The organism is Metabacillus sp. GQ13 (genome assembly GCF_059758525.1).
Genome location: NZ_JCAXET010000008.1, coordinates 73,949 through 99,503 on the forward strand (window position 1 = coordinate 73,949; position 25,555 = coordinate 99,503).

General features: G+C 35.2%; 28 protein-coding genes. 22 read left to right on the forward strand and 6 right to left on the reverse strand.

Annotation, left to right across the window (positions count from 1 at the left end; translation table 11 throughout):
- Positions 1–37: 37 nt before the first annotated feature.
- Positions 38–697 carry an SIMPL domain-containing protein gene (locus AC6CHR_RS11550; protein ID WP_498248905.1) on the reverse strand — a complete coding sequence of 220 codons (660 nt, stop codon included), beginning with the start codon at positions 695–697 and terminating at the stop codon, positions 38–40.
- Between the two features lie 336 nt (positions 698–1,033).
- Between AC6CHR_RS11550 and AC6CHR_RS11555 the strand changes: the two genes are divergently transcribed.
- Positions 1,034–1,309, forward strand: a complete 276-nt coding sequence (locus tag AC6CHR_RS11555; RefSeq protein ID WP_498248906.1) for a DUF1292 domain-containing protein — start codon at positions 1,034–1,036, stop codon at positions 1,307–1,309.
- 38 nt (positions 1,310–1,347) lie between these two features.
- Here the strand turns inward: AC6CHR_RS11555 and AC6CHR_RS11560 are convergent, their stop codons facing one another.
- Positions 1,348–2,232, reverse strand: a complete 885-nt coding sequence (locus AC6CHR_RS11560) for an MBL fold metallo-hydrolase (RefSeq protein ID WP_498248907.1) — start codon at positions 2,230–2,232, stop codon at positions 1,348–1,350.
- Between the two features lie 156 nt (positions 2,233–2,388).
- Between AC6CHR_RS11560 and AC6CHR_RS11565 the strand changes: the two genes are divergently transcribed.
- Positions 2,389–3,345, forward strand: a complete 957-nt coding sequence (locus AC6CHR_RS11565) for a calcium/sodium antiporter (RefSeq protein ID WP_498248908.1) — start codon at positions 2,389–2,391, stop codon at positions 3,343–3,345.
- Positions 3,346–3,434: 89 nt separating this feature from the next.
- Here the strand turns inward: AC6CHR_RS11565 and AC6CHR_RS11570 are convergent, their stop codons facing one another.
- Positions 3,435–4,130 carry an MgtC/SapB family protein gene (locus tag AC6CHR_RS11570; protein ID WP_498248909.1) on the reverse strand — a complete coding sequence of 232 codons (696 nt, stop codon included), beginning with the start codon at positions 4,128–4,130 and terminating at the stop codon, positions 3,435–3,437.
- A gap of 218 nt (positions 4,131–4,348) precedes the next feature.
- Here AC6CHR_RS11570 and AC6CHR_RS11575 point away from each other — a divergent pair, with 218 nt between their 5' ends.
- The 11 genes from AC6CHR_RS11575 (at position 4,349) to AC6CHR_RS11625 (ending at position 16,139) form a co-directional block, all read left to right on the forward strand.
- Positions 4,349–5,104, forward strand: coding sequence for an exodeoxyribonuclease III (locus AC6CHR_RS11575; protein WP_498248910.1), 756 nt, complete (start codon positions 4,349–4,351; stop codon positions 5,102–5,104).
- A 157-nt stretch (positions 5,105–5,261) separates the two neighbouring features.
- Entirely contained in the window at positions 5,262–5,921 is a 660-nt protein-coding gene (locus AC6CHR_RS11580; protein ID WP_498248911.1) for a branched-chain amino acid aminotransferase, read from the forward strand.
- A gap of 354 nt (positions 5,922–6,275) precedes the next feature.
- The gene (locus AC6CHR_RS11585) at positions 6,276–7,187 is read left to right on the forward strand and encodes an AEC family transporter (protein ID WP_498248912.1); all 912 of its coding nucleotides are present in this window, start codon (positions 6,276–6,278) and stop codon (positions 7,185–7,187) included.
- Positions 7,188–7,321: 134 nt separating this feature from the next.
- A complete protein-coding gene (locus tag AC6CHR_RS11590) occupies positions 7,322–8,458 on the forward strand; it encodes a M20 family metallopeptidase (protein WP_498248913.1) in 1,137 nt (378 codons plus the stop codon).
- A 143-nt stretch (positions 8,459–8,601) separates the two neighbouring features.
- Positions 8,602–8,973 (forward strand): nucleotide excision repair endonuclease, encoded by a 372-nt coding sequence (locus AC6CHR_RS11595; protein WP_498248914.1) that lies wholly within the window; start codon positions 8,602–8,604, stop codon positions 8,971–8,973.
- Between the two features lie 447 nt (positions 8,974–9,420).
- A complete protein-coding gene (locus AC6CHR_RS11600; RefSeq protein ID WP_498248915.1) occupies positions 9,421–10,566 on the forward strand; it encodes a GntR family transcriptional regulator in 1,146 nt (381 codons plus the stop codon).
- Between the two features lie 347 nt (positions 10,567–10,913).
- Positions 10,914–12,215 (forward strand): ABC transporter substrate-binding protein, encoded by a 1,302-nt coding sequence (locus tag AC6CHR_RS11605; protein WP_498248916.1) that lies wholly within the window; start codon positions 10,914–10,916, stop codon positions 12,213–12,215.
- Positions 12,216–12,274: 59 nt separating this feature from the next.
- Positions 12,275–13,243 (forward strand): carbohydrate ABC transporter permease, encoded by a 969-nt coding sequence (locus tag AC6CHR_RS11610; RefSeq protein WP_498248917.1) that lies wholly within the window; start codon positions 12,275–12,277, stop codon positions 13,241–13,243.
- 12 nt (positions 13,244–13,255) lie between these two features.
- Positions 13,256–14,089: a carbohydrate ABC transporter permease gene (locus tag AC6CHR_RS11615; RefSeq protein ID WP_498248918.1), complete on the forward strand. Its 834-nt coding sequence runs from the start codon at positions 13,256–13,258 to the stop codon at positions 14,087–14,089.
- A 39-nt stretch (positions 14,090–14,128) separates the two neighbouring features.
- Complete coding sequence (locus AC6CHR_RS11620; protein WP_498248919.1) at positions 14,129–15,007, forward strand: sugar phosphate isomerase/epimerase family protein; 879 nt, start codon at positions 14,129–14,131, stop codon at positions 15,005–15,007.
- A gap of 31 nt (positions 15,008–15,038) precedes the next feature.
- Positions 15,039–16,139 (forward strand): Gfo/Idh/MocA family protein, encoded by a 1,101-nt coding sequence (locus AC6CHR_RS11625; RefSeq protein ID WP_498248920.1) that lies wholly within the window; start codon positions 15,039–15,041, stop codon positions 16,137–16,139.
- Positions 16,140–16,336: 197 nt separating this feature from the next.
- Here the strand turns inward: AC6CHR_RS11625 and AC6CHR_RS11630 are convergent, their stop codons facing one another.
- On the reverse strand, positions 16,337–17,098 hold the full coding sequence (locus tag AC6CHR_RS11630) for an SDR family oxidoreductase (RefSeq protein ID WP_498248921.1): 762 nt from the start codon (positions 17,096–17,098) through the stop codon (positions 16,337–16,339).
- A gap of 24 nt (positions 17,099–17,122) precedes the next feature.
- Positions 17,123–17,431 (reverse strand): Dabb family protein, encoded by a 309-nt coding sequence (locus tag AC6CHR_RS11635; RefSeq protein ID WP_498248922.1) that lies wholly within the window; start codon positions 17,429–17,431, stop codon positions 17,123–17,125.
- A 370-nt stretch (positions 17,432–17,801) separates the two neighbouring features.
- On the opposite strand from AC6CHR_RS11635, the gene AC6CHR_RS11640 reads away from it, so the two are divergent.
- Positions 17,802–19,100 carry a multi antimicrobial extrusion protein MatE gene (locus tag AC6CHR_RS11640; RefSeq protein WP_498248923.1) on the forward strand — a complete coding sequence of 433 codons (1,299 nt, stop codon included), beginning with the start codon at positions 17,802–17,804 and terminating at the stop codon, positions 19,098–19,100.
- A 139-nt stretch (positions 19,101–19,239) separates the two neighbouring features.
- Here the strand turns inward: AC6CHR_RS11640 and AC6CHR_RS11645 are convergent, their stop codons facing one another.
- Positions 19,240–20,499: an aspartate aminotransferase type Ic gene (locus AC6CHR_RS11645; protein ID WP_498249141.1), complete on the reverse strand. Its 1,260-nt coding sequence runs from the start codon at positions 20,497–20,499 to the stop codon at positions 19,240–19,242.
- A gap of 302 nt (positions 20,500–20,801) precedes the next feature.
- Here AC6CHR_RS11645 and AC6CHR_RS11650 point away from each other — a divergent pair, with 302 nt between their 5' ends.
- From AC6CHR_RS11650 to AC6CHR_RS11685, 8 genes are all read left to right on the forward strand, one after another.
- Entirely contained in the window at positions 20,802–21,005 is a 204-nt protein-coding gene (locus AC6CHR_RS11650) for a LysM peptidoglycan-binding domain-containing protein (protein WP_498248924.1), read from the forward strand.
- A 140-nt stretch (positions 21,006–21,145) separates the two neighbouring features.
- A complete protein-coding gene (locus AC6CHR_RS11655; protein WP_498248925.1) occupies positions 21,146–21,379 on the forward strand; it encodes a hypothetical protein in 234 nt (77 codons plus the stop codon).
- Positions 21,380–21,435: 56 nt separating this feature from the next.
- The gene (locus AC6CHR_RS11660) at positions 21,436–21,627 is read left to right on the forward strand and encodes a hypothetical protein (protein ID WP_498248926.1); all 192 of its coding nucleotides are present in this window, start codon (positions 21,436–21,438) and stop codon (positions 21,625–21,627) included.
- Positions 21,628–21,738: 111 nt separating this feature from the next.
- A complete protein-coding gene (locus AC6CHR_RS11665; protein ID WP_498248927.1) occupies positions 21,739–22,188 on the forward strand; it encodes a YueI family protein in 450 nt (149 codons plus the stop codon).
- A gap of 251 nt (positions 22,189–22,439) precedes the next feature.
- Positions 22,440–22,598, forward strand: a complete 159-nt coding sequence (locus AC6CHR_RS11670; RefSeq protein ID WP_498248928.1) for a hypothetical protein — start codon at positions 22,440–22,442, stop codon at positions 22,596–22,598.
- 181 nt (positions 22,599–22,779) lie between these two features.
- Complete coding sequence (locus tag AC6CHR_RS11675; protein WP_498248929.1) at positions 22,780–22,992, forward strand: acetyl-CoA carboxylase biotin carboxyl carrier protein subunit; 213 nt, start codon at positions 22,780–22,782, stop codon at positions 22,990–22,992.
- A gap of 66 nt (positions 22,993–23,058) precedes the next feature.
- Positions 23,059–23,967 (forward strand): hydroxymethylglutaryl-CoA lyase, encoded by a 909-nt coding sequence (locus AC6CHR_RS11680; protein ID WP_498248930.1) that lies wholly within the window; start codon positions 23,059–23,061, stop codon positions 23,965–23,967.
- Between the two features lie 36 nt (positions 23,968–24,003).
- Positions 24,004–25,533, forward strand: a complete 1,530-nt coding sequence (locus AC6CHR_RS11685) for an acyl-CoA carboxylase subunit beta (protein ID WP_498248931.1) — start codon at positions 24,004–24,006, stop codon at positions 25,531–25,533.
- Positions 25,534–25,555 lie beyond the last annotated feature (22 nt).

Here is a 25,555-nt window from a genome sequence, read left to right on the forward strand (position 1 = left end):
CAGATCTTTTGAGTCACACTCGATCATATAAAAGTCATTAATAAAGAAAGACTACCGAAAGTTTTGCTTTAATTTCTATTTGTTGATTTTGTATCGGAGGATTTACTTGTACAGATGCTGCATCTGCGAAGCTAACCATTCCTCGCGGGAGAGTTTCTAAAGATTCTTCCTTTACATTTAACGGCGGATGTAAAATTGTCACGCCCATTTCGTTTCCTAGTTTAAGAGCTTTTTCCGTTGCGTTTTTCATTGCTAGTTGTAATGCCTGTTGATAATAGGCATCTAAATTTGAAACATCAAATCGAATGTCGCCTGATAAATTAGCGCCAGAGGATACTGCAATACCATAAACAGTTGAAATCTTTTGAAGGTCTCTTACCGTTACCTCATAAATATGTTGAACCTGATAACCTTTTAAGATGGAATTTCCATCGACATATTCATAAATTGGCTGAATCGTGTACACGACAGTTTCGATATCATTATCTTTTATTTCGAGTTCCTTTAATGCTTCTAAAAGTTGATTTGATAGTAGGGAGTTTTCGGCTTGAGCATCAGTTACATTAAGTTGTTCAGTACTAACACCAATTCTTATGATGACATGATCTGGTGCAACCGTTAAATGTCCAAGTCCTTCTACAATCATTTTACGGCGCAATGATGTATCTCTTACATATGAATGTTGATAATAGGTCATAATAGTTATCTCCTTCTGTAAAGAACTTTACCTACACCCAGGTAATTACCTTTCTTTATAAGTTATGCAGACTCTTTCAAATAGAATGCATGAATTTAATGATTGTTCAGGAAACCAAAAAATTCTAAAATGGATAATGAGGTTACTTCAGTTCCAAAGCCCAGTGACTAAAGAACTTTATATGCCTCCTTAGGATGAGGGGATATCGTATCACTGCTCTCTTCGTGTAGAAATTTTAGGACTAACAAATGAATTATAAGGGAATTAGTATAAAATTATTTGGAATGATAAGGATATTAGTGTTACGATATGAACGATAGAAAGGAGTGTTCGTAAATGGATAAGATTGAAGTAGGGGAAGTATTTACGATTACCGATGAAAATGATCAAGAGAATGATGTTGAAGTATTAGCTGCGATGGAATTAGAAGGTACAGAATATGTTGCTGTAGGTTTTGTAGACGATATTCAGGAAGAAACAGAAGAAGATATAGATGTTTTCTTTCTAAAGATAGATGCAGAGGGTGACTTCTCACCAATCGAAAGCGATGAAGAATTTGAACAAGTTTCTGCTTTATTTGAAGAAGTGATGGAAGAAGAAGAGAAAGAGTAGAGAATTAATAGAGAGGGTAACTCCTCTCTTTTCCTCGTTTAATCACGGTATTTAATCGTAGAACCTTCTACTTTATAACCCAGTCTGTGTAGGTGTTTGCGTACTCCGCCTCGCTCCCAAGTCCTAAGCATTGAATTTTCTAAAGCCTTTTTTGGATAAAAGATCCCGATACTTGTTAGTTCATCAAAATCGATGCCATAACTAACGTATTGCCTAATAATTTGATCACGTTTATCTATTAATGAAAGAAACTTCTCCATTTCATTTTCGAATTCTGATCTAGTGAAAATGCCTTTTTGGTGACCAGTTATGAACGTGTCTGCATCGATGGTTAAAAGGCGTTTGCCGGATGTGATGAAATGATCAATATTACCATCTGTACCATTATACCAAGGCCCGAATGATGTCATATCATAGTCTCCAGTATAAACAATCCCCAAATCCGGAAAATAGGGACATGAAAATCCACTTGTATGTCCAGGAGTATGTAAAAAGCTAACATTTATTCCGCCAAAAGAATATACCTTTTCATACTCATAGGTCCCACTAATATCTAAAAGACTTTTCAGCCACTCCTCTGGAATGTTTTTTTTCCACTGTTCTACTCCTTTTGGACCCCATTCTTGAAAGACTCCATTATTATGTGTTATTCCATCAATCGTTAACGATGATTTGTATTCTTTTGGGTTTATCAACTTAGTAGCACGGGGAAACAAATGATTATGTAGCGTATGGTCTGGGTGATAATGAGTATTGATAATTAAATCGACTCCATATATTTGATCGACATATAATAAATCTTCACGTTTTGCACCAGTATCAATTAATACTTTATCCGGACAATCAAGATATAAACTCCTTGAGTAAGGAACTTTACTATGATTAGGACCTTCAATGATCATAATAGGACCAATTTTTTGCAATGATCACACCGCCTTTGTATGGGATAGCATTAGATTTTATCAATAATGAATGGCTATTCATTCATTATACCATATATTATTCAGTATGAGACATGGGATATGAGGGGGAAAATGAATAATGTTGTGAATTATTACATTTTATTAGGAAGGGGATTTATGACTTATCTATTATTGATAATCGGATTTGCATTATTAATTAAAGGAGCAGACTACTTTGTAGACGGTGCTTCTAAGTTAGCAGAATTGTTGCATGTGCCACCTATCTTAGTCGGACTAACAATTGTTGCATTTGGAACAAGTTCACCAGAAGCAACAGTAAGTATCATAGCCGCACTAGAGGGAAGCTCAGATATTACATTAGGGAATGTCATTGGTAGTAATATATTCAATATCACACTTGTCATTGGTTTAACTGCTATCATTAATCCATTAAAAGTTGAAAGTGAAACAATCAGAAAAGAAATTCCTTTCATCTTATTAGCAAGTTCAGCATTATTAGTAATGATTAGTGATGTGACATTACAGAACAACATATCGCAAAATCTAATTACTAGAAATGATGGGATCATTTTTTTGTTGTTTTTCGTCATTTTTATGTATTATGTGTTTGAGATTGCCAGAACTAGTAGAGAAAATGAAAAAGAAGAACAAAGGAAGTCTAATCAAACATGGGGGAAAAATATAGTTTTTACTTTAATCGGTCTTGCATCCATTGTTTTTGGAGGAGATCTAGTTGTAACAAATAGTACAAAAATAGCTTATGCACTTGGTATGAGTGAAACATTAGTTGGGCTAACAATGATCGCGATAGGAACATCATTACCTGAACTGGTTACATCCATTACTGCTGCCATTAAAAAACAAAGCGAAATAGCTCTTGGAAATATAGTAGGGAGTAATATTTTTAACATTTTATTCGTATTAGGTCTATCTTCAGTTATTTCACCATTAGCTGTTGATCAGAAAATGTTTTTAGATACGATATTAATGCTTATTTTAACGTTTATCTTGTTAATATTTTCGAGAACCAGATACAGAATTGGGAAAATTGAAGGGACTATCTTAAGCGCATCTTACATCGTTTATTTGATTTTCATTATTACCAGGAACTAATGAAGTAAAATGTTGTATGAATAAGAATAAACAATTAGAAAGAATAAAACCAAGACGAGTAAAGTAATCGTCTTGGTTTTATGAATTGATTATAAAGATTCCATCTCTACATTAATCACATGTTCAACTTGCTTTAATGTATAATAAACGTCTGTTACATACAATTTTTCATCCACTAAAAGAATAAGCTCCATCTGCTGCAAGTTTCCTTTGTCTAAATCCTTCACTCTAACTTTTCTTGCTTTCATTTTTTTATTCTTTAGTTCTTTAAGAATTTCAGTTAGTTTTTCTTCTGCATCAACAATAATCTTTACCTTTAGTTCTCGTTCTCTTAACGATTTTGGCCCGATGTATTTAAATATAAAGGGTACAACCTCGACACTTATTATCAGTAAAAGTGTCGCAATAATAGCTTCAAACCAAAAACCTGCTCCAACAGCAATTCCGATACCACCAGCACCCCATACCATTGCGGCCGTAGTGAGACCAGAGATCATATCATTGCTACGTCTTAAAATGACACCAGCACCTAAAAAACCAATGCCAGACACAATCTGAGCAGATAAACGTAATGGATCCATCGGTCGAACATACGATTCAGCATATCGTGAAGATGCTTCAATTGAAACAGAGGTCAATAAGCAACTAACAATTCCAATTACTAGACATGTTTTTAAACCTAAAGGCTTTTTCTTTAATTGGCGCTCAAGTCCAATAATAATCGATAAAATGGTCGCAATTGCTAATTTGAATAAAAACGAATCTGGTTGAATGGGAATGGTCATTTTATTTAGCTCCTATTTTATTATTTCTATTTTATCCATAATATAAAAATAATATTAATTTTATGCATGATTGATCATTTTTCAACTAAATTGATAGTTTGCAGATTGGTACATTATTTTAGAGTATCTGTTAAAAGTATATTATAATAGAGTTTATGAAAAGAAAATATACTAATTTACTAGAATTAACTAGGTAGCAGGGAGTAGATTTCAGGTTTATGAAGCTTGTATCATGGAATGTAAACGGAATAAGAGCGTGTGTTCGTAAAGGGTTTTTGGATTATTTTAATAAAGTTGATGCAGATATATTTTGTATCCAAGAATCAAAACTACAAGAAGGTCAAATCATATTGGAACTTGAAGGGTACCATCAATATTGGAATTATGCATTGCGTAAAGGGTATTCAGGGACAGCAGTATTTACAAAACAAAAGCCAATAACTGTATCGTATGGAATAGGTAATCTTGATCAAGAAGCAGAGGGTAGAATAATTACACTCGAGTATGAACGTTTTTATTTGGTTACGGTTTATACGCCTAATTCTAAGAGAGACTTGGCTAGACTAGAAGAACGTTTAGTTTGGGAAGATGAAATCCGTCAATACATGATTGAATTAGATCATTTAAAGCCGGTCATTCTTTGTGGAGATCTAAATGTAGCACACCAAGAGATCGACTTAAAAAATCCAAAGCCCAACAAAGGTAATTCTGGATTTACTATGGAAGAGCGTGGAAAGTTAACGAACCTACTTGAAGCAGGTTTTATAGATAGCTATCGATATCTATATCCAGATAAACAAGATGTGTTTACTTGGTGGTCTTATATGAGCAAAGTTAGGGAAAGAAATATTGGTTGGAGGATTGATTACTTTATTGCTTCAAGGAACTTGGCAGCACTTCTGTTAGACGTCCAAGCACATACAGATATACTCGGAAGTGACCATTGTCCAGTTTATCTCGAGATAGATCTTTAAAAGGTTCTTTTCTACAAGTTAGCTACATAGGCTGTTGTTTCTGTTATGGAGAAGCGATAATTCTCTTTAACAATATCTCCTTACAGTGGCTAGCTATGGATTTTCAGATGTTATTAGGGCATAATGAAAGTTGCATCTTAAATACATAGGTTAGAATATGGACGGAGGTTTCCTTGAATTGTTAAAAAAGGAATTGAAACAATTTATCATAACGATAACAGAAGAACAGCAGGCACTTCAACAGACTAGTACCGAGATTGCGTTATATAAAGAGGAAAAAGATTATCTAGAGAAAAATTTATTGTCGGATGAATTAAATAGTGAAATATCTTTTGTCGAGAAGGAACCAAATACACGATTTGAGGATGCTTATATCGAACGGAGCCTGAAAGCAACAGAAGAAGTGATTGCTATAGAAACAGCTTCATTTTTACAGCAACCACTGAACTTTCTAAAAGATCATAAAGAAGAGTTTATTTATCTTGAGTCTAAATGGGTTGAATTAATCGGAGTCGATGCCATTTCTTTAGAAATTGATGATGTATTTGGTAACTATGATGTTATGGTTGGTTTGAAAATGCAGAAAAAACGAGAAAAACCAATAAAAGAATACCTCGCTAAGAAATTGAGCAATCATGAGAAATCATATGATTTAATGTTTAATCAAGACGACGGTCTATGGGATTTAAATGTGACGCTTGATGATATGAACAACTTTGATGAGTCGATTTCTCTCGGAGAAGCTTTTGCTTTCATTTATCGTTTTCTTTTTAAATTAGCGGAAGCAGTAGAAGAAACAGAAGAGGAAGCCAAGTAATATTAAAATATCGAAGCTATCGTTAGCCTCGATATTTTTTGTTTATTTATTGACTCTTTTCTAAAAAAATTTTGCTATTCAAATGAAATTAACCAATGCGCATTACTTTGTAAATAGCAACAAAGTTTGCGAAAACATTATTTGTTAATCGAACTAGTCTATGAAACTAGTAAGTAAAATGTTTGACTAACCTTGCGGGAATGATGATCATTCGATATAAAAGTAATTAAATCAGTTGGAATAGTACCTTTCATTCAATATTTAGTGAATTGAAATTATAATTATCATATATTTTTTATAAATATAACAGTCTACTGAATAGTATAAACTTCTAGATAGTAAGGAGAACTTTACTTGGCTAGTTTTAATCATCAATTTTTGTATTGTGTCATAATAATAGCGATCGGTTACATATTAAAACGTTCCAATATATTAAAAGAAAAAGATGGTGAAGGTGTATCCAGAATTATCTTTAATCTTACACTCCCCACCTTAATCATAGTTACTTTTAGTGATATTAAGATAGAGCCATCATTATTTTTATTAATTTTTATCGCATTTATTTATGGAATCATTTCAGGATTTCTTAGCTTGTTTATGATGAGGAGATCCATCAAGTTAGAAAAAGGGATGATTGGGATGATGGTCCCTGGCTTTAATATCGGTCTTTTTGCATATCCGTTAGTTGAGGTCATCTTTGGTAAAGAGGGCTTAACCTACTTTGGAATGTTCGATGTCGGGAATGCGTTTATTGTATTCGGTTTAAGTTATCTTATTGGGAGCTACTATTCTTCTGATGAGGTTGAATTAAATTTTAAGACAGCTATTTCTAAAATGTCAAAATCGATTCCTTTTATGACCTATATTCTTGTCGTTGTTATTAATTTAGTAGGGTGGAGATTACCTGAAACGGTTCTACATGTTTCTGAAATCATTTCAGCGGCAAATATGCCGCTATCACTATTACTGTTGGGGATCTATTTGAATTTTTCATTTAAAAAAAGGTATATTAAGTTAATGATGAAGTTCTTGGGATTACGATATGGTTTAGGTTTGGCTGTAGGTATTGGGTTATTTTTCTTATTGCCATTTGATGATATGTTCAAGTACACGATATTAATCGGTCTAATATTACCTACTTCTGTCTCTGTTTTACCTTACTCTGTAGAGTTTGGCTATGATCAGAAGTTTGTTGGGACCCTATCAAATGTAACGATCGTTATTAGTTTTGTTTTATTATGGGGTATTGCGAATATTTTAATGTAATAGAATAGTGACTTCGTTAAAATCAACTCAATACTTAATAAACAAACTGCTGCTACTTACTTGAAGCCCTTTATTCTGTTAAAATCTATATAGATCGTATCTCATCTGTGGGAAAGAAAGTAGGCAAATGCTTCATGGAAACATTTTTGGAACAGCATCAGGAAGAGATGTTGCAATTTATTGAAAAGCTTGTAAACATAGATAGTGGTTCCTATCAAAAACAAGGCGTCGATAAAATTGGTAAGATATTAGAAAAAAGCTATAAGGAGCTTGGATTCAATTGTCTGGTAGTAGAAGAAGAAGAATATGGAAATCATTTAATTATTGAGCACAAGGATGCAATAGATCCTAAAATTATTATACTTGCCCATATGGACACTGTATTTCCTGAAGGTACAACAGCAGAAAGACCGTTTCGTATTGAAGGGAATAGAGCATTTGGACCAGGTGTCATAGATATGAAGGCAAGCCAAGCGGCCGTTTTATATGCTGTCAAAGCGTTGTTAAACAATAGAAGTCCTGGGTATAATAATATCCGCATTGTTCTAAATAGTGACGAAGAAATAGGTTCACCTACTTCTCGTAAAATGATTGAAAGAGAAGCGAAGGGGAAAAAATTCGCACTTGTCATGGAGCCAGCGAGGAAAGATGGTTCACTCGTTACTGCTAGACGAGGAAAGGGAAATTATACTTTGATCGTAGAAGGTAGAGCTGCTCATTCTGGTATAGAACCAGAAAAAGGGAGAAGTGCGATTGAGGCATTGGCACATAAAATTATCCAATTGCACGAACTATCTGATCATGAAAATGGAATAAGTGTCAATGTCGGTATGATCGAAGGTGGCTCGAGTGCAAATACGATTTCTGATCATGCTGAGGCACAGATCGATGTGCGGATAAAGGAATTGGAACAAGTAGAGAGACTAGAAGAGAGTTTAGAAAGAATATGTTCTTCTTCAGATGTAGCAGGTACAAAAATTTCTTTAGAAGGTGAAATGAATCGACCTCCTATGGAAAAAAACAAAAAAACCCGCGCATTACTTAGAATCATTCAAGATGTTGGGGATGAAATTGGTGTCGTGATAGAGGATACAGCAACTGGTGGTGGTTCAGACGCATCGTTTACCTCATCCCTTGGTGTAGCAACAATAGATGGGTTAGGACCTATTGGTGGAAATGCACATAGTGACAAAGAATATCTTGAGATTCCAAGTCTTGTCGAACGAACATTTTTATTAGCGACAATTATTGAGAGATTATCTCAAAAGTAAACAAACGTATCTTTTTTTTAACTTCAATGGTTATCGTTGAATAGACGTGGGTTGACTGTTTATCTGAGAACAGTTATTATACGGTGACCATGGTAGATGATTTACTAGGTAATGATAAAAAAGAAACAAGGAAGTGAAATCACTTGATAAAAATTGAAATGCCAGCGATTGAAATGGAAATAGTGAAAAAAAGACAGTTAGGTGAAAAGGGCGAGCCCGACCTAAGTAGCGTGTATGGATTTACAGATTATATGAAAATACCTAGAGATAAAAGTGGAATTTATCTATTTTTTAATAATAGAGACCAATTGTTATTTGTCGGTAAGGCAAGAAAGTTGCGACATCGTGTCAGAAAAAATTTCGAAGACAATGTATCAGCAATTAAAATGCATCGTGACGAAGTATATAAAATTGCTATCTGTCTCGTGGATAATCCTGTTGATAGAGAAATTTATGAAACGTATATGATTAATACACTAAAAGCAAAATATAATGTGGATAAAGTTTTTTATTGATAGGCACTTTACTAAGATAATTCACTGATACTAATACAAAAGAAATGGTTGAAATCACTGAGGTAGACTCACAAAAAAATTGAGCACACAAAGTAGAGGGAATAGTGTTTAAAAAGCTATTTCTTTACATGTGATATCTCGATTATTTGGATGAGTTTGCCTCTTTTTTATTTAGCTCCAGAGCCCAACCTCTAGTGAACTTCATCCTCCTCCATGAATAAGTCAACATCGAATATCGTGTTGCTTATCATGTTTCCTTTATCTCATTATGAAGTGCTCATGTTCTTATACATCGCTGAAAGGGCTCTTGCGAATTTTCACTTCTATTTCAATTAATAATAGAACTTTCTTACTAGTTAACTAGGTAGGTTTGTTGTGTTATAAGGAAACGGATGTTATATTAAATATACTTAATATAACAACTAAACAAAAAGGTGATTGATATCAATGAAAACTCCTCTTTACGAAAAAATACTAACTTATATTACTGAACAAATAAAAGCTGGGCAGCTTAAAATTGGTGATCGTGTTCCTTCTGAAAAGGAGTTAGCTGATCAGTTTAGTGTTAGTAGGATTACCTCAAAGAAGGCATTAGACTTATTAGCTCAAAACGAGATAATTGAGCGGATAAGAGGAAAAGGATCTTTTGTAGCGGACGCTCATACCGAAAAAATAGAACGGACCAAAAATATAGTTACGAATATACGCGCAGATAGTAAATTAATTGCTTTAATTATTCCTGACTTTTCCGACACATATGGTTTAAACCTCGTTAAAACAATAGAGAAGCATTGTTTGCAAAATAATAGTCACTTAATTATCCGTCGAACGAGCGGTCTAATCAAAGAAGAGGAGAATGCGATTAATAGTCTTGTTAATGATGGAGTAGACGGTTTAATCATTTTTCCTGTTCATGGTGAACATTACAATGTTGAATTGCTGAAATTGGTGTTAATCGATTTTCCCTTAGTCCTCATTGATCGTTATTTGAAAGGCATTCCTGCTAGTTCTGTATGCACGGATAATCAACGAGCAAGTGAAACATTAACGAAACATTTATTCGAACTAGGACATACAGAAGTTGCTTTCATATCTCCTTCCCCAATAGGTACATCGACAATAGAAGAAAGAATTAAGGGGTTTCATATGGCCTATTCTAAACAAGGCATAAAATTAAATCCGAACTTAGAGCTAACTAATTTGGTTAGTAGTTTACCTCAGAATGTTTCTAAAGATGATTCAAAGGTTCTATTATCTAATGATTATCAACTGATGAAACGATTTATTCTTGATAATCCTACATTAACTGGATTTGTTGTTTGTGAATATGAGTTAGCACGTATTTTAACTAAAGTAATCAATGATATAGGCAAAAAAGTCCCAGAGGATTATTCAATTGTTTGCTTTGATTCTCCGGAGAATCGAATTGACCAAGCTACCTTTACCCATATCCTTCAACATGAGGTTGATATGGGTAGTGAAGCTGTAAAATTACTAATGAAGCAATTAAAAGGTGAAATTATCCCTAAGCATACTTTTATCGATTACACCTTGATAGAGGGTAAATCGACAATCGTTAAATCTAACTTATAAAGAGTTTAGCTCAATTTTGTGACCCCCTAAAAACCTCTCAACCTGAAATTCCTATCAGGTTGGGAGGTTTTTTGAAGCAAAATCTCACGAAAGAGAGTGGGTATTTATTATCTGAAGATTATAAATATATAAAAAGCATATTGACATATATTTATAAGGTTGTTAATCTAATGATATACCATTAATATCAACATAGATTACATGTTATATTATATTTAAGGTAACTCTATTTTTTCACACGGTAATGTAAGCGCTTTTATTAATGGTGTTTTTGAAAAACAAAAGAAAGGGGCAAGTACAAGTTTATTTAACCTGAATCTTATTATAAAAAAGGTAGGGGGATTTAAATGGAGCAAAACAAAAGTAGGTTTAAATTAGTAGCATTTGTTTTCGTTTTATCATTATCTTTGTTTCTATCTGGGTGCTCATCAAATTCTAGTTCGAATGATGAATCAAAGGATAAACAAACGACAGTTACCTTTTGGCATTCAATGACAGATGTTACAGGTGAAGCTGTCGAGGAGGTCATTAAGTCTTTTGAAGAAAAAAATCCAGACATTAAAATAAATGCTGTTTACACTGCAAATCAAGGTGAAGGACAAAATGAAAAATTGCTGACTGCCGTTTCGGGGGGGAATCCACCAGATGTAGCCTATTTTGACCGTTTTGAAATTGGCTCCTGGGCAGCACAAGGTTCATTAGAAGATTTGACTGAATTAGCTAACGAAAGTGGAGTCTCAAAAAATACTTATTATCCTTTTGCATGGGAAGAAGCTAGTTATGAAGGCAAATTATATGGTATGCCAACTACAACTGATTCTCGTCTTGTCTATTATAATAAGGATCATTTCGATGAAGTTGGGCTGGATGCTGCTAATCCACCAAAAACAATAGCAGAGTTAGAAGCTGCTGCCGAAAAATTAACAGTTAAAGATGGTAATAGATTTGAACAAATTGGTTTTATTCCTTGGTTCGGACAAGGATGGTTGTATGGATGGGGTTGGGCTTTTGGAGGAGATTTTTATGATCCTGACACTAAGGCCGTCACTGCAAATGATCCGAATGTAATTGAGGCGCTCCAATGGATGACAGATTATGCAAAGAAATATAATGTTGAGAACATTGCTGGATTTACAGATTCCCAAGGGACAGGTGCAATGGACCCATTCTTAACAGGACAACTCAGTATGAAAGTAAGTGGGCCATGGGAAGTTTCAGCTATTAATAAATTCAAACCAGATTTGAATTATGGTGTGTTCCCGATTCCAACTCCGACTGGTGAAAATCATACAACTTGGTCGGGTGGGTGGTCAGTTGTTATGCCTAAAGGAGCCAAAAATAAAGAAGAAGCTTGGGAATTTATGAAGTTCTATAGTGGTGAAGAGGGTCAAAAGATATTTAGTGGAATTGCTAGAGATTTTTCCGTAATTGATGCTGTTAATGAAGAACTAGGCTACAAGGATGATCCAATTTTAAAAGAGTTTGTTGAAATACTGCCAGCTTCACATCATCGACCGGTAATGACGCAAGGATCTTTATATTGGAATGAACTTGCTAGTGCTGTCGAGAATGCAACAAGAGGTAATGGTACTCCAAAAGAAATCCTTGATAAGGTAACAGAGAAAGTAAATAAAGAGCTAAATAAATAATAAATAAAGGGGAGGCTGTTTCCTCCCCATATGGATCTTTTAGAAAGGGGAGAATGAAAGTGAAAGGTAAATCGCAAATGGTCGGACCTAATATGCCGGCAAATACACCCCCTAGTAAGCTAGTAAGTGTTCCTCCTAAAAAGAGATCTTCGAATTTAGGAGAATACAAGTATGGTCTAATATTTGCATCTCCATGGTTGATTGGGCTAATCATTTTCTATGCACTTCCATTATTCTCTTCTATTTATTTTAGTTTCACAACATACAGTATTTTACAGCCGGGAGAATTTATAGGCCTTCAAAATTATAAGGATTTAATGAGTGATACGTTGTTTTGGAAATCGGTCTATAATACCGTTTACTTTGCAGTGTTTTTTGTACCGTTAAGTGTCATCTTCGGGGTAGCACTTGCAATGATGCTGAACATGAAGGTAAAGGGAATGGCTATATACCGGACCGTTTTTTTCTTGCCGACGTTAGTACCACACGTAGCACTAGCTGTTTTATGGATGTGGCTTCTAAATCCTGGATTTGGTTTGGTGAATGGGATTCTTAGCACGATAGGAATTGAAGGACCAGCGTGGCTTGGAAGTGAAATATGGTCAAAACCATCGCTTATTATGATGTCATTATGGGGAATTGGGCAGGCGGTAGTGATTTATTTGGCAGGCCTTGGTGATATCCCGGAGGATTATTATGATGCGGCTAAAGTTGATGGAGCGAATTGGTTTCAAAAGACCTTTCATATTACACTACCTCTATTAACACCTGTTATCTTTTTTAATCTAATAATGGGGATTATCGGGGCCTTTCAGCAATTTACCTTGCCATATACCTTGACACAAGGACAAGGAACACCAGCAAACTCGTTAACCTTTTATGTCATGTACTTGTATGACAACGGGTTCAAGTTTTTTAAAATGGGCTATGCCTCGGCAATGGCTTGGATTCTTTTTGTGATTATTATGGCCTTAACAGCAATCGTCTTTATCACATCTAAGCGATGGGTACATTATCAAGGTAAATAAGGAGGGAAAATAATGGAGGGGATTAGGAATAAGAAAATCTCTCGTTTTTCAGCTCATCTCGTGCTAATTATCGCGTCTCTTTTCTTTATGATTCCGTTTATTTGGATGGTATCAACATCATTGAAGCCTTTAACACAAGTGTTTACGTTTCCACCTGAATGGATTCCAAAGCCGGTTATGTGGAGCAATTACCTCGATGCGATGTCATATATCCCTTTTTTCACATATTTGAAAAATACAATCATTATCACCGTATTAAGTACGATAGGTGCAATTTTATCCTGTCCTCTCGTTGCTTATAGCTTTGCTAAGCTTAAGTGGCCAGGTAGAAATATCATCTTTATGATCACAATTGGAGTCATGATGATTCCTGGTCAAGTGACAATGATCCCACTGTTTTTGTTGTTTGAAAAGTTAGGTATGGTTGGAACACCATATCCATTGATCATTCCTGCATTTTTTGGAGTTCCCTTTTATATCTTCTTGTTACGACAATTCTTCATGGGCTTACCTGATAGTTTGAGAGAGGCAGCTAAAATTGATGGAGCTGGGGAGTTTAGAATCTATTGGCAAATCATGCTACCACTTGCAAAACCAGCTGTATTAGCAGTAGGATTATTTCAGTTTATGGCGAGTTGGACAGATTTTATTGGCCCACTGCTCTATTTAACAGATTCTGTAAAATATACCCTTTCATTAGGTTTACAGCAATTCCAAAGCCAAAAAGGATCAGAATGGGGATTAATGATGGCTGTTTCTACCATGATGACGGTTCCTGTCATTATTCTATTCTTCTTTTTACAAAAAACATTTATCCGTGGCATCACATTTAGTGGAATTAAATAATGATAGAGAAATAACATATTCTAGTAGGAGGTTTTTGTTATGAATAAAAAAATAGGTATGAGAATTCCGCCTAAAATTGGTTCACATGGAATAGAGTTACTATCAAACTGGGCTTCGAGTATTGGAATTGATGTCATTGATGTCCCATATTATAACCAGGAAGTAAAGTCTGTTTTAGAAACCGCAGGACTAGAAGTTGGTACGATTGATGGGATAGGTGCTGTTGGTCAAACAAAGCTATTAAGTTCAGATGAAATTTCCAGAACAGATGCGGTAGCAGCACTAAATAATCAAATAACAGAAATCTCACAGCTAGGTGGAAAGGTACTATTTATGTGTCTTGTTCCGGATGACATTACGATGTCCCGAGAAGAAGCGTTTGGGATTTGGAAAGAGACTTTTCCAAGCATTGTGAAGCATGCTGAATTAGCTGATGTTTATCTTGCCCTAGAAGGATGGCCTGGACCTGCCCCATATTATCCGACCTTGGGTTGTACACCTGAAATGCTCCGAGCTATGTTCAATACGATACCATCTAAACACTTTGGAATTAATTATGATCCTTCTCATTTAGTTCGACTAGGTATTGATCATTTACGTTTTTTAAGTGAGTTTGGTGATCGAGTGAACTATTGCCATGGAAAAGATACCGAGGTATTGCATGATGAATTATATGAATCTGGTGTCATTCAAGCTACATTTGGTTCAAAATACGATTTTTCAGAAGGATCTTGGCGTTATACCATTCCTGGTCAAGGTGATGTTAATTGGTCCAAAATCGCCATTAGATTAGAGAAAATCGGATATACAGGACCGATAAGTATTGAGCTTGAGGATCATCGCTATTGGGGATCACTTGAATCTGAACGTCAAGGAATTGTGAAAGCAAAGGAGCATCTTGAGCTTTATTTTAAATAAATACTAAATAACAATATTGGAGGAATAAAGAATGTCTAAAAAAGTAAAAGTGGCTATTATCGGTTGTGGTGGAATTGCAAATGGGAAGCATATGCCTAGCTTATCAAAATTAAATACTGTAGAACTAGTTGCATTTTGTGATGTACTTGTTGAAAGAGCTGAAAAAGCAGCATCTGAATATGGCTCTAGCACCACGAAAGTTTATCAGGATTACCAAGAATTGCTTATGGATGAGTCCATTGAAGTTGTTCATGTTCTGACACCTAACACTTCTCATGCTGAAATCTCAATAGCTGCCTTAGATTCAGGTAAACATGTTATGTGCGAAAAACCAATGGCAAAGACCTCAGACGAAGCTCGTCTAATGGTTGAGGCGGCAAAACGTTCAGGAAAAAAACTAACGATTGGTTATAACAATCGTTTCCGTCCAGATAGTCAGCATTTACATAATCTTACTGAACGTGGTGATCTAGGAGAAATCTATTTTGCTAAAGCCCATGCGATACGTCGACGGGCAGTGCCAACTTGGGGTGTGTTTTTAGATGAAGAAAAACAAGGTGGAGGTCCATTAATTGATATTGGTACACATGCATTGGATTTAACATTGTGGATGATGAATAACTATAAACCAAAGTCTGTAATGGGCTCAACATATCATAAGTTAAGCCAGAAAAAAGGAGCTGCAAATGCATGGGGGCCATGGGATCCAGAAAAGTTCTCAGTTGAAGATTCTGCTTTTGGTTTTATCACGATGGAAAATGGAGCAACGATTGTTTTAGAATCAAGCTGGGCATTAAATTCTTTAGATGTTGATGAAGCGAAATGCTCGCTTAGTGGAACTGAGGGTGGAGCAGATATGAAAGATGGCTTGCGAATTAATGGTGAAAGTTTCGGGAAACTTTACACGACCAATGTTGAATTAGATGCAGGAGGTGTAGCATTTTACGATGGTAAATCGGAATCTGATGCTGACTTAGAAGCTCGTCTATGGATAAATAATATCATTGAGGATACAGATCCTGTCGTGAAACCAGAGCAGGCCTATGTTGTTACACAGATCTTAGAGGCTATTTATGAATCTGCTAAAACAGGGAAAGCTGTTTATTTTGAAGAACAGCATACACTTATTTAATACGAATCTACTTATCTCAGCTTAGCTCAAAGGACATCATGCTGTGGTGATGATTCCGTATAAAACAACCATCTAGCAAAAATATATTCTGTGAAAAAGTTTACGACATAGTCATAGTCAGGATAAGTATATATAAAAAGGAGAGAGGCGAATCTCTCCTTTATACTATCGATTACTGGATTGGTAATTGTCGACCTCTAAATACCAAACGTATTTCCACCATTAACTGATAAGGATTGACCGGTGATAAATCTTCCGCCTTCTGATGCTAAGAAGACAACCGAATGTCCAATATCAATCGGTTCTCCCATTTTACGAAGAGGTACATTCTTTTGATAACCACTAATAATATCTGAACCTAGATGACTATGTCTTTCAACAGGGATAAATCCTGGGTTAACTAAATTCACGGTGATCCCAAAAGGACCTAGTTCATTTGCCCAAGACCGAGTCATTCCTAGTTGCGCAGATTTTGCTGTTACATAATTTGCGAAATTTGCATTGCCGATTTGAATAACTTCACTTCCGATATTAATAATTCTACCTTCACCTTTTTCCTTCATGCTTGGCAAGATCGCCTTGACTAATAGTAGAGGAGCCTTTACAAAGAAGTTGAGTTGGTCTAAATAGTCTTCCCAGTTGCTTTCTTCAATTGATAACTCAGGTTGTGGACCAGTTGCATTGTTGACTAAAATATCAATCGAACCACCACAAGAGTTTTCTACTTCTTTAACAAGAGTAGTGATATCATGCTCATTTGTAATATCAGCTTTTATGGCGAAAGATTTGCCTCCAGTTGATAAAATAGTATTAACTGTTTGATCAGCTGCTTTTTGATTATTTGCAAAATTCACGACAACGGTGGCTCCTGCAGCTGCTAATTCAGCACTTATGACTTTTCCAAGTCCCTTTGATCCACCTGTCACTAAGGCGATTTTCCCTGTTAAATGTTGCTTCATGATCTCACTCCAGTTTGTACAGGATTAATTTAGATTTAAAAAATCAATTTCTTGAAAGTCTTTTACTTCCTTTTTCCAACGATTCTCAACGAAAGATTGGTGGCTAGGGTGGTTATTGTATGTATCATAATCATCTGAACTTTTAAATTCCATTGAGAATCCAAAATCAAATGTTGTCTTTGGACTTACTTGACGTAAGACTTCAAAGTTTTCAACCACTGGAATAGCTCGTAAAATACTTTCTCCATCTTGTAAAAAATTCATTGCTTCAGTTGAATCTACCGGATACTTCAATGTGAAGATAGCTATATGTCTAATTCTCCCATTTTTCATGTTATTCACTCCTCTTTTTAAGTTTTTCCTCTTGCAAATATCGTTTAGTAGTCTACCTAAATATTATTAACTTTTATGGGAATGATTGCAATTAAAGTAACTAAAATATAAGAATAAATGAACTTTTAAGTAATGTTAATGTCTGTTAGTTTGAAATGATGTAAAAATCCTAAAGATTCTTGGTTCTGAAATTTAATAAGCATAGAATTCTAGAATATTTTTTGAATATTTGTTAAAATAGTATGTTATAGAACGGATTTAATAGAGGTAGATAGTAGCGAGAACGAATAGGTAATTAAATAAAAATTTCGGGGAGAAGGGAAAGATTATCAACCAACTAGATAATGGACTATCAACGAAAAGAATTCTGATGTTTTTTATTCCATTGGGGTTATCAGCTAGTCTCGTGACATTTTCTCATATGATCATTAATGGAACGTTAACGAGAGGGGAGAATGCAGAGGTTATCATTGCTAGTTATGTTATAGCGATGAGCTTATTTGGAATAACAGAACGTCTTGGTGTCTTGTTAAGAAATACTTGTTCCGCCTTAGTCCGTGATAAAGCTTCATTTAGACTGATGTCGATTGTAGGAGTGTATGTTGTAAGCGTTTTAATGATCATTGCAGCTACTATAGCGTATACGCCTGTAGGTAAGTGGATTTTTTCTGAGTTTTTTGGTGCAGATCCAATAATGGTCGACCAGATTGTCGATGTGTACCAAGTGTTAATCATTGTTACGTTTTTTTCTGCGATACGGTGTTTGTTCCAAGGTGTAATTATTTTAAATAAGCAGACGAAATGGTTGACGATCGGAATGATTATTCGGCTGATCGTCATGTATATCCTCTCACTTATATTTATAAAAACTGGAAATATTAATGCTAAAACGGGAGCGTATATTTTTTTAGCGGGGATGGTAGTTGAAAGTTTCATTAGTTTTATAGAAGGGCGTTTCTTAGTTAAAAAGATGGTAAAGCTTAATCAGGAATATACAATAACGAAAAAGGCTCAGATTTTTCGTTTTTATAATCCATTAATCATTTCCTCGCTGATTATCGTTATGGTTGGACCGGTAATCAATGCTTTTCTTGGTAAAACGAATCAAATAGAGTTAGCGATTGCGTCGTATGCAATTGCTCTTAGCATAACTCAGTTGTTCCTGAGTTTCTTTACCTACACACATCAAATTGTTCTAACGTTTTATAAAGAAAATCCGCATAAAGTACAACGATTTACGTTAATGATTGGATTCATTCCAACTGGATTATTGGCGATATTTTGTTTTACACCAATAGGTAGTTGGTTTATCGAGGATATACTTGGGGCGAATCAGCGTCTTGTCATTGCGAGTATGGATAGTTTGAAAGTATTTATGTTGATGACGCTTGTCTTTCCATTCATCGATTTTTGTAATGGATTATTAATGGTAGGGAAAAACACAAAAGTTATGGTTATTTCACAATCCGTGAATCTACTTTTTACATTTCTTGTTTTAGTGATAACATCTACGCATTTTCCTTATTGGAATGGGAAAATCGGAGCGCTGGCACAATCAGTTGGTATGTTAGCAGAACTAGGTATTTTGGTTTTTATTCTCTTTAAGTTAGAGAAAAAAGTTAATAATCGAATGATAAGCTCAAATAAACGGAAATATATTAATGGATAACCAAAGAAATAGAAATTGGTTCATACGAAGCTGACCCTTGATTCTTGGGTTAGCTTTTTTTTGTGAGCACGTTCGCAAATGTATTCGTTTTAGACTAAAAAAGACCTTAATTGGACTGAACCAAATAAGGTCTTACTATTTACTGTAGTTGTAGCATCTTGTTTATACTGACTAATTTAATGCATAGACACAATACCTCGATAGCTGTTTTTAATTCAATTAGATTTGGATAAGTAGGTGCAATCCGGATATTTCGATCTCTTGGATCTATTCCGTAAGGGAAGGTGGCACCTGCTTTCGTAAGCGTAACACCGACTTCAGAGGCAAGTTTGATTACTTCCGTAGCACATCCTTCTAATGTATTTAGACTAATGAAATACCCACCATTTGGTTTGCTCCATGTTGAAATAGAATAATCACCTAAATTGGATTCCAATTCGTTTATGACAATATCGAATTTAGGCTTTATTAAATCAGCATGCTTTTTCATATGTTCGGTGATATTGTCTATTTCTTTCAAAAAACGTACATTGCGTAATTGATTTATTTTATCTGGTCCTATTGTTTGTATAGCCAATTGTTTTATTATAAAAGCAATATTTTCTTCACTTGCCGCCATTGCTGCAACTCCAGAGCCTGGGAAGGTTATCTTGGAAGTTGATGTGAAAATGTATACTCGATTTGGATAACCAGCATCCTTACAAGTAGTTAAGATATTTTTCAAAGTGTCAGGCTCATCAGTTAAATGATGGACTGCATACGCATTATCCCAAAAAATCTTAAAATCGTTCGCTTTAGTGGACATACTAGCAAGCCGTTCTACAACTTCATCACTATAGGTTATCCCATCTGGATTACTATATTTCGGCACACACCAAATCCCTTTAATTGTTTCATCTTTACTAACTAACTCCTCTACTTTATCCATATCAGGTCCATCGTCTAACATATCAATAGTGATCATTTCAATATTAAATAACTCACAAATAGCAAAATGTCTATCATATCCTGGACTAGGACATAAAAACTTCACTTTAGGTAACCTAATCCATGGTGTATCACTGTCTATCACACCGTGAAGCATGGCTCTTGCAACAGTATCATGCATCATACTTAGACTGGAGTTACCGCCGATAATCACTTGATTACGATTCACTTGTAGCATTTGAGCAAATAGATCTTTCGTTTCTACTAAGCCGTCTATTGATCCGTAGTTGCGAATATCTAATTTTTCTTCTACTTTTAAAGAATCATTATCTAATACATTCATCATGTCCATGGACAAATCAAGCTGTTCAGGGCCTGGCTTTCCTCGTGACATATCCAAAGACAGCTTCATAAGTTTATAATCTTCGTATTCCTTTTGTAAAGCAGGATATTGGTCAATTAGTTTATTCATTGATTTATTTACTTCTGGCAATTTCAGGACCTCCTATTATCATTCTAACCTTAAAATTATTCGACAAGTTTTAACAAATTCCTTCCCGTACTGCAAAAATGATTAAATTTTCCTACCAATAAATTATTGGAAAATCTTAAGAAAAATAAATGAACTTCGGTAAAGTTGTCTAATATCCTTCGTATTGGCCAAGTTTTAACAACTCCATCAACTGTAACGTCCCCTCAATCAATTCCGACTACAAATACGTTGTTGCAGAAGCAAATAATCTTGCAACTGATGCCCTGAAAATTGGCCAAACGTTGTCAATTATTGTTAACAATAAGGGGCAAGCGCCAAAATCTCCAATTACGGAAAAAAGAACAACGTTTATTTATTCCGTAAGGTCAGGAGATAATTACTCATTCTTAGCAAATCGTTTTGAGGTGGCCATTGAATCGATTCGTAAAGAAAACAATTTGAAAACAGATCTATTGAGAGTAGAGCAGGCACTTACCATTATTTAATGGCTTAGAATGAACCTTCTAAGGGAATAAATACTTTATCCTATCTGACTCATACAGTTGCCTCTGGCGACAATATATGGAACTTAAGTTTGAAATAAGGAATACCACAAACTGAACTAGTAAATGCTAACAATTTAAAAATGATTAATATGTTGTCTCTCGGCCAGAAGTTAAAAATACCGGTCCGTATTATTGCTATAAAACAAGTTGTTGGAGAGAAATATGGTGAGATGTTAGATTGGTGGACAGAGGCACAATATGTGTTTACAATAGGAAAAACAGCTAAAGTTAATGATTTAATGACTGGCAAGAGCTTCAATATTAAATGGACGTTGGATGCTAATCATGCAGATTCTAAAAACAGTTACAAGTAACGACTCTACAATCGCAAAGTCAATTTGGGGAGGGTTTCTCATGGAATCCGTGAGCTGTGATTCTCGAATTTGAAGGTAGAAGGATTGCGCCAAGCATGAGTTTTATGCCTCATGAACAGGAATATATATATAATAATGGAATTACAGGACATTTTGATGTTTACTTCGATAATAGTATAAAGCATAAAGATGGAAATCCAGATGCTTCTCATCAAGCGCAAGTAGAAAAAGCTGTAAGTCTTCGTTAACAAGGAGGTTTACAATTCATTCAAGATATAACACTCGATACTAAGGTATTTTTGAATTGAAGTTAAGAAAAAAAACGCGTAGTTAGTAACACCAAAATTGGGGGAACGAATGTGAGTGAAAAAAACAACATTGATGAATATATCCAACAAGGACTTACTGGAATTAGAGAAACGAAACCCGATGAGAGACGGAAATTTCTAGGCACCCTTCGTGAACGAGTTGTTGTCGCGTTATCGAAACAACAAGTAAGGGAAAAAGGAACATATAAAGAAGTCGAAGAATTTATGAATCAAAACAAAGAGGCTACATTATTTTTAAATGGGAAAATGAATTACAAGTATTTGTCTGATTACATAAAGCTAGCAAATAGAATGGACTGTAAATATTTACTCTCTACAAACAAAGAATTTGAAACTGAATTAGGTTTAGTACTGGCATATGATTATGCGATAAACAAAGACGATATTTACATTAGGAATCAAAACAATATAAAGCGACAGGAGGATACAGAAGAGGATCATGAACATCATTTGCTCAACTTTTTCAAAAAATTATTTTAAAATACATCTACCTGCCTAACAATATTTCAGTCAATCCATCATTTAATAAAGTAAGAGTTAAATGATGGCTCTTTTCGTATTAGGATGATTGTACGTTTCAAGTTTATCGTGTGCTCTTTTCACTTAAATACTCATCTAATTTCTATTAAAATTGCTTCTAATTTATATAGAAAAAATCCAAGAGCCGATTTTTCTTGTGTGAAAGCAACATACTTTTAGAAAAGAGTCTAAAAGAAAGATGGATGATGGAAATGGCGAAGAGATATCGGGGGAAAAGTTTAAAAAAGCTTCCGCACAAAGGACGTGGAGAATGTCCATTATGCAAAAGAACAAGAATTAAATTATTATATCCTTATAGAACGGACAGTAATCCAGTTTTTAATGTTTGTAAGAACTGTCGTAATAAATAATTTTACTTGAAGTCAACAGGATATCCTGTTGACTTTTTTTGTTTCGAGTAGCGCCTTGTGTGTTTATAAAAACTAAATAATGCAAAAATTAGTTGGAGATTATAACTAGCTTTTACGTGAATAGAATAGTAGTAGATAGTCTACTGATGGATAGATGAGAATCGAAGGAGGGCGCAATAAAATGAACAAGGTAGTTTCTAATATGGCAGGGAGTGTATGGAAAATAGTTATTCAAGTTGGTGATCACGTAGATCAAGGTCAAGATGTAATCATTTTGGAATCGATGAAAATGGAAATCCCTATATCAGTAGAAATGAGTGGCACAATTAAAAAGATCATGATTAGTGAGGGTGATTTTGTTAATGATGGCGATGTATTAATTGAATTAGAGTAATGTTTCTTAACAGATACAAGAATATCTCCTGAAAATGATAAGCCCATTTGGAGGTGATTTTAAGTTATGAATTGGCCAAAATCTGTCATCATTAAAGAGGTTGGTCCACGTGATGGATTGCAAAATGAGAAATTGTTTATTTCAACCGAAGATAAAATAAGTTGGATTAACCATCTATCGATAACTGGACTATCTTACATTGAAGTGACATCTTTCGTTCATCCAAATTGGATTCCAGCTTTGGCAGATGCCATTGCGGTTACTAAAGGTATTGATCGCCAAAAAGATGTAACATATGCTGCACTGGTTCCAAATATGAAAGGTCTTGAGCGTGCACTGATGGCAAATATTGATGAGGTAGCTGTGTTTATGTCTACTAGTGAAACGCATAACAAACAGAATCGTAATCAAACAATAGAAGAAACATATCCGATAGTAAAGCAAGTTATCCAAGAATCTCTTTCAGCAGGTAAGACAGTGAGAGCCTATCTATCAACAGTATTTGGTTGTCCATTTGAGGGAGAAATCTCGATCAAATCCATTTTAAACGTAATCGATAAATTAATTGAAATGGGAGTGAATGAGCTATCTATAGGAGATACGATTGGTGTAGCAAATCCTAGACAAGTCCAAGAAGTAGTAATGGCTTTACTTTATCGTTTTCCCAGTGATATCTTTGCCATGCATTTTCATAATACAAGGGGAACAGCGCTTGCAAATGTAATCGCTTCCTTATATATGGGGATTTCAAAATATGATAGTTCAGTAGGTGGACTGGGTGGTTGTCCCTATGCTCCAGGTTCATCTGGTAATCTAGCAACTGAGGATCTTCTTTATATGGTAGATGGTATGGGAATCAGTACTGGAGTCAGCAAAGAAAAGATCCATCAGGCAGGATTATTTATTCAGGAGAAGATTGGGAGGGAATTGGACAGTCATAATCTACAAGCAAACAAAGGTAATCCGGATTTTTAGTAGCTAGTGAGATCAGAAACAAAGGGGGAAAGGATGATGTCTTTTGAAAAGGAATTACAAGGGCGTCTCGATACGATTAAAAAGGGTGGGGTAACAAAATACCATGAAAAAAATAAAACACAGGGAAAGTTATTTGTTCGAGAAAGATTAGCGTTACTTTTTGATGAAGGGTTACAAATAGAGGATGCTATTTTAGCGAACTGTATGGCAAAAGGCTTACCTGCAGATGGTGTCGTTACCGGAATAGGGAAAATAAATGGGCAAACAGTTTGTGTTATGGCAAATGATTCAACAATTAAAGCAGGCTCTTGGGGAGCTAGAACGGTAGAAAAAATAATCCGAATCCAAGAAACAGCAGAAAAACTTCAGGTACCACTCCTTTATCTTGTGGATTCTGCCGGTGCAAGAATTACAGATCAACTCGACATGTTCCCAGGTCGTCGAGGCGCAGGGAGAATTTTTTATAACCAAGTAAAATTGTCAGGGAAAGTCCCACAAGTTTGTTTATTATTTGGTCCGTCTGCTGCAGGAGGAGCTTATATACCAGCATTCTGTGATATTGTCATCATGGTGGAAGGGAATGCCTCCATGTATTTAGGTTCACCACGTATGGCAGAATCAGTCATTGGTGAAAAGGTATCGTTAGAAGAAATGGGTGGAGCTAAAATGCACTGTTCAGTATCAGGATGTGGTGATATATTAGCTAAATCTGAGGAAGAAGCTATTGGAATTGCCCGTAACTATTTAGCTTACTTCCCTGCTAACTTTTCAGAGAAGCCACCAACTATACAAGCAAAGTCTCCCAAAAGCTGGGCCAAGACATTAGAGGAAATCATTCCTAAACATCAGAATTCACCATTTAATATGAATGATTTAATACAACGGATTATTGACGAAGATTCTTTTTTTGAAATCAAACATTTATTTGCACAAGAATTGATCACAGGTTTTTGTCGGTTAAATGGTCAGTCCATCGGAATAGTCGCGAACCAACCCCGGATAAAAGGTGGTGTTCTATTTCATGATTCTGCAGATAAGGCTGCAAGATTTATTACATTATGTGATGCATTTCATATTCCTTTATTATTCCTTGCTGACATCCCCGGATTTATGATTGGCACAAAAGTAGAAAGAGCTGGGATCATTCGTCATGGAGCTAAAATGATTTCAGCTATGGCGGAAGCGACAGTACCGAAGATATCGATTATTGTCCGCAAAGCGTATGGAGCAGGTCTTTATGCGATGGCAGGTCCAGCATTCGAACCGGATTGTTGTCTAGCTTTACCTAGTGCACAAATAGCGGTTATGGGTCCTGAGGCTGCAGTGAATGCAGTATATGCAAATAAAATTGCTGAACTACCAAATACAGAACGGTCAGCTTTTATTAACCAAAAACAAGAAGACTATCGAAAGGAAATTGATATTTATCAATTAGCTTCAGAGATGGTTATTGATGGAGTGATCCCAGCGAACTCACTTAGAGATGAACTGGTAGCACGATTTGATGTCTATATGTCTAAATATCTAGTCTTCTCTCAAAGAAAGCATCCTGTTTACCCAGTCTAATGCAGATATTTACGTATTGCTG

What these genes read in the sequence shown, in the direction of transcription:
- AC6CHR_RS11550 (WP_498248905.1), bottom strand. Translation starts at nt 697, where the DNA reads ATGACCTATTATCAACATTCATATGTAAGAGATACATCATTGCGCCGT.
- AC6CHR_RS11555 (WP_498248906.1), top strand. Translation starts at nt 1,034, where the DNA reads ATGGATAAGATTGAAGTAGGGGAAGTATTTACGATTACCGATGAAAAT.
- AC6CHR_RS11565 (WP_498248908.1), top strand. Translation starts at nt 2,389, where the DNA reads ATGACTTATCTATTATTGATAATCGGATTTGCATTATTAATTAAAGGA.
- AC6CHR_RS11570 (WP_498248909.1), bottom strand. Translation starts at nt 4,130, where the DNA reads ATGACCATTCCCATTCAACCAGATTCGTTTTTATTCAAATTAGCAATT.
- AC6CHR_RS11575 (WP_498248910.1), top strand. Translation starts at nt 4,349, where the DNA reads ATGAAGCTTGTATCATGGAATGTAAACGGAATAAGAGCGTGTGTTCGT.
- AC6CHR_RS11580 (WP_498248911.1), top strand. Translation starts at nt 5,262, where the DNA reads ATGGACGGAGGTTTCCTTGAATTGTTAAAAAAGGAATTGAAACAATTT.
- AC6CHR_RS11590 (WP_498248913.1), top strand. Translation starts at nt 7,322, where the DNA reads ATGGAAACATTTTTGGAACAGCATCAGGAAGAGATGTTGCAATTTATT.
- AC6CHR_RS11600 (WP_498248915.1), top strand. Translation starts at nt 9,421, where the DNA reads ATGAAAACTCCTCTTTACGAAAAAATACTAACTTATATTACTGAACAA.
- AC6CHR_RS11605 (WP_498248916.1), top strand. Translation starts at nt 10,914, where the DNA reads ATGGAGCAAAACAAAAGTAGGTTTAAATTAGTAGCATTTGTTTTCGTT.
- AC6CHR_RS11615 (WP_498248918.1), top strand. Translation starts at nt 13,256, where the DNA reads ATGGAGGGGATTAGGAATAAGAAAATCTCTCGTTTTTCAGCTCATCTC.
- AC6CHR_RS11620 (WP_498248919.1), top strand. Translation starts at nt 14,129, where the DNA reads ATGAATAAAAAAATAGGTATGAGAATTCCGCCTAAAATTGGTTCACAT.
- AC6CHR_RS11625 (WP_498248920.1), top strand. Translation starts at nt 15,039, where the DNA reads ATGTCTAAAAAAGTAAAAGTGGCTATTATCGGTTGTGGTGGAATTGCA.
- AC6CHR_RS11630 (WP_498248921.1), bottom strand. Translation starts at nt 17,098, where the DNA reads ATGAAGCAACATTTAACAGGGAAAATCGCCTTAGTGACAGGTGGATCA.
- AC6CHR_RS11635 (WP_498248922.1), bottom strand. Translation starts at nt 17,431, where the DNA reads ATGAAAAATGGGAGAATTAGACATATAGCTATCTTCACATTGAAGTAT.
- AC6CHR_RS11640 (WP_498248923.1), top strand. Translation starts at nt 17,802, where the DNA reads ATGTTTTTTATTCCATTGGGGTTATCAGCTAGTCTCGTGACATTTTCT.
- AC6CHR_RS11645 (WP_498249141.1), bottom strand. Translation starts at nt 20,499, where the DNA reads ATGAATAAACTAATTGACCAATATCCTGCTTTACAAAAGGAATACGAA.
- AC6CHR_RS11655 (WP_498248925.1), top strand. Translation starts at nt 21,146, where the DNA reads ATGATTAATATGTTGTCTCTCGGCCAGAAGTTAAAAATACCGGTCCGT.
- AC6CHR_RS11670 (WP_498248928.1), top strand. Translation starts at nt 22,440, where the DNA reads ATGGCGAAGAGATATCGGGGGAAAAGTTTAAAAAAGCTTCCGCACAAA.
- AC6CHR_RS11675 (WP_498248929.1), top strand. Translation starts at nt 22,780, where the DNA reads ATGAACAAGGTAGTTTCTAATATGGCAGGGAGTGTATGGAAAATAGTT.
- AC6CHR_RS11680 (WP_498248930.1), top strand. Translation starts at nt 23,059, where the DNA reads ATGAATTGGCCAAAATCTGTCATCATTAAAGAGGTTGGTCCACGTGAT.
- AC6CHR_RS11685 (WP_498248931.1), top strand. Translation starts at nt 24,004, where the DNA reads ATGTCTTTTGAAAAGGAATTACAAGGGCGTCTCGATACGATTAAAAAG.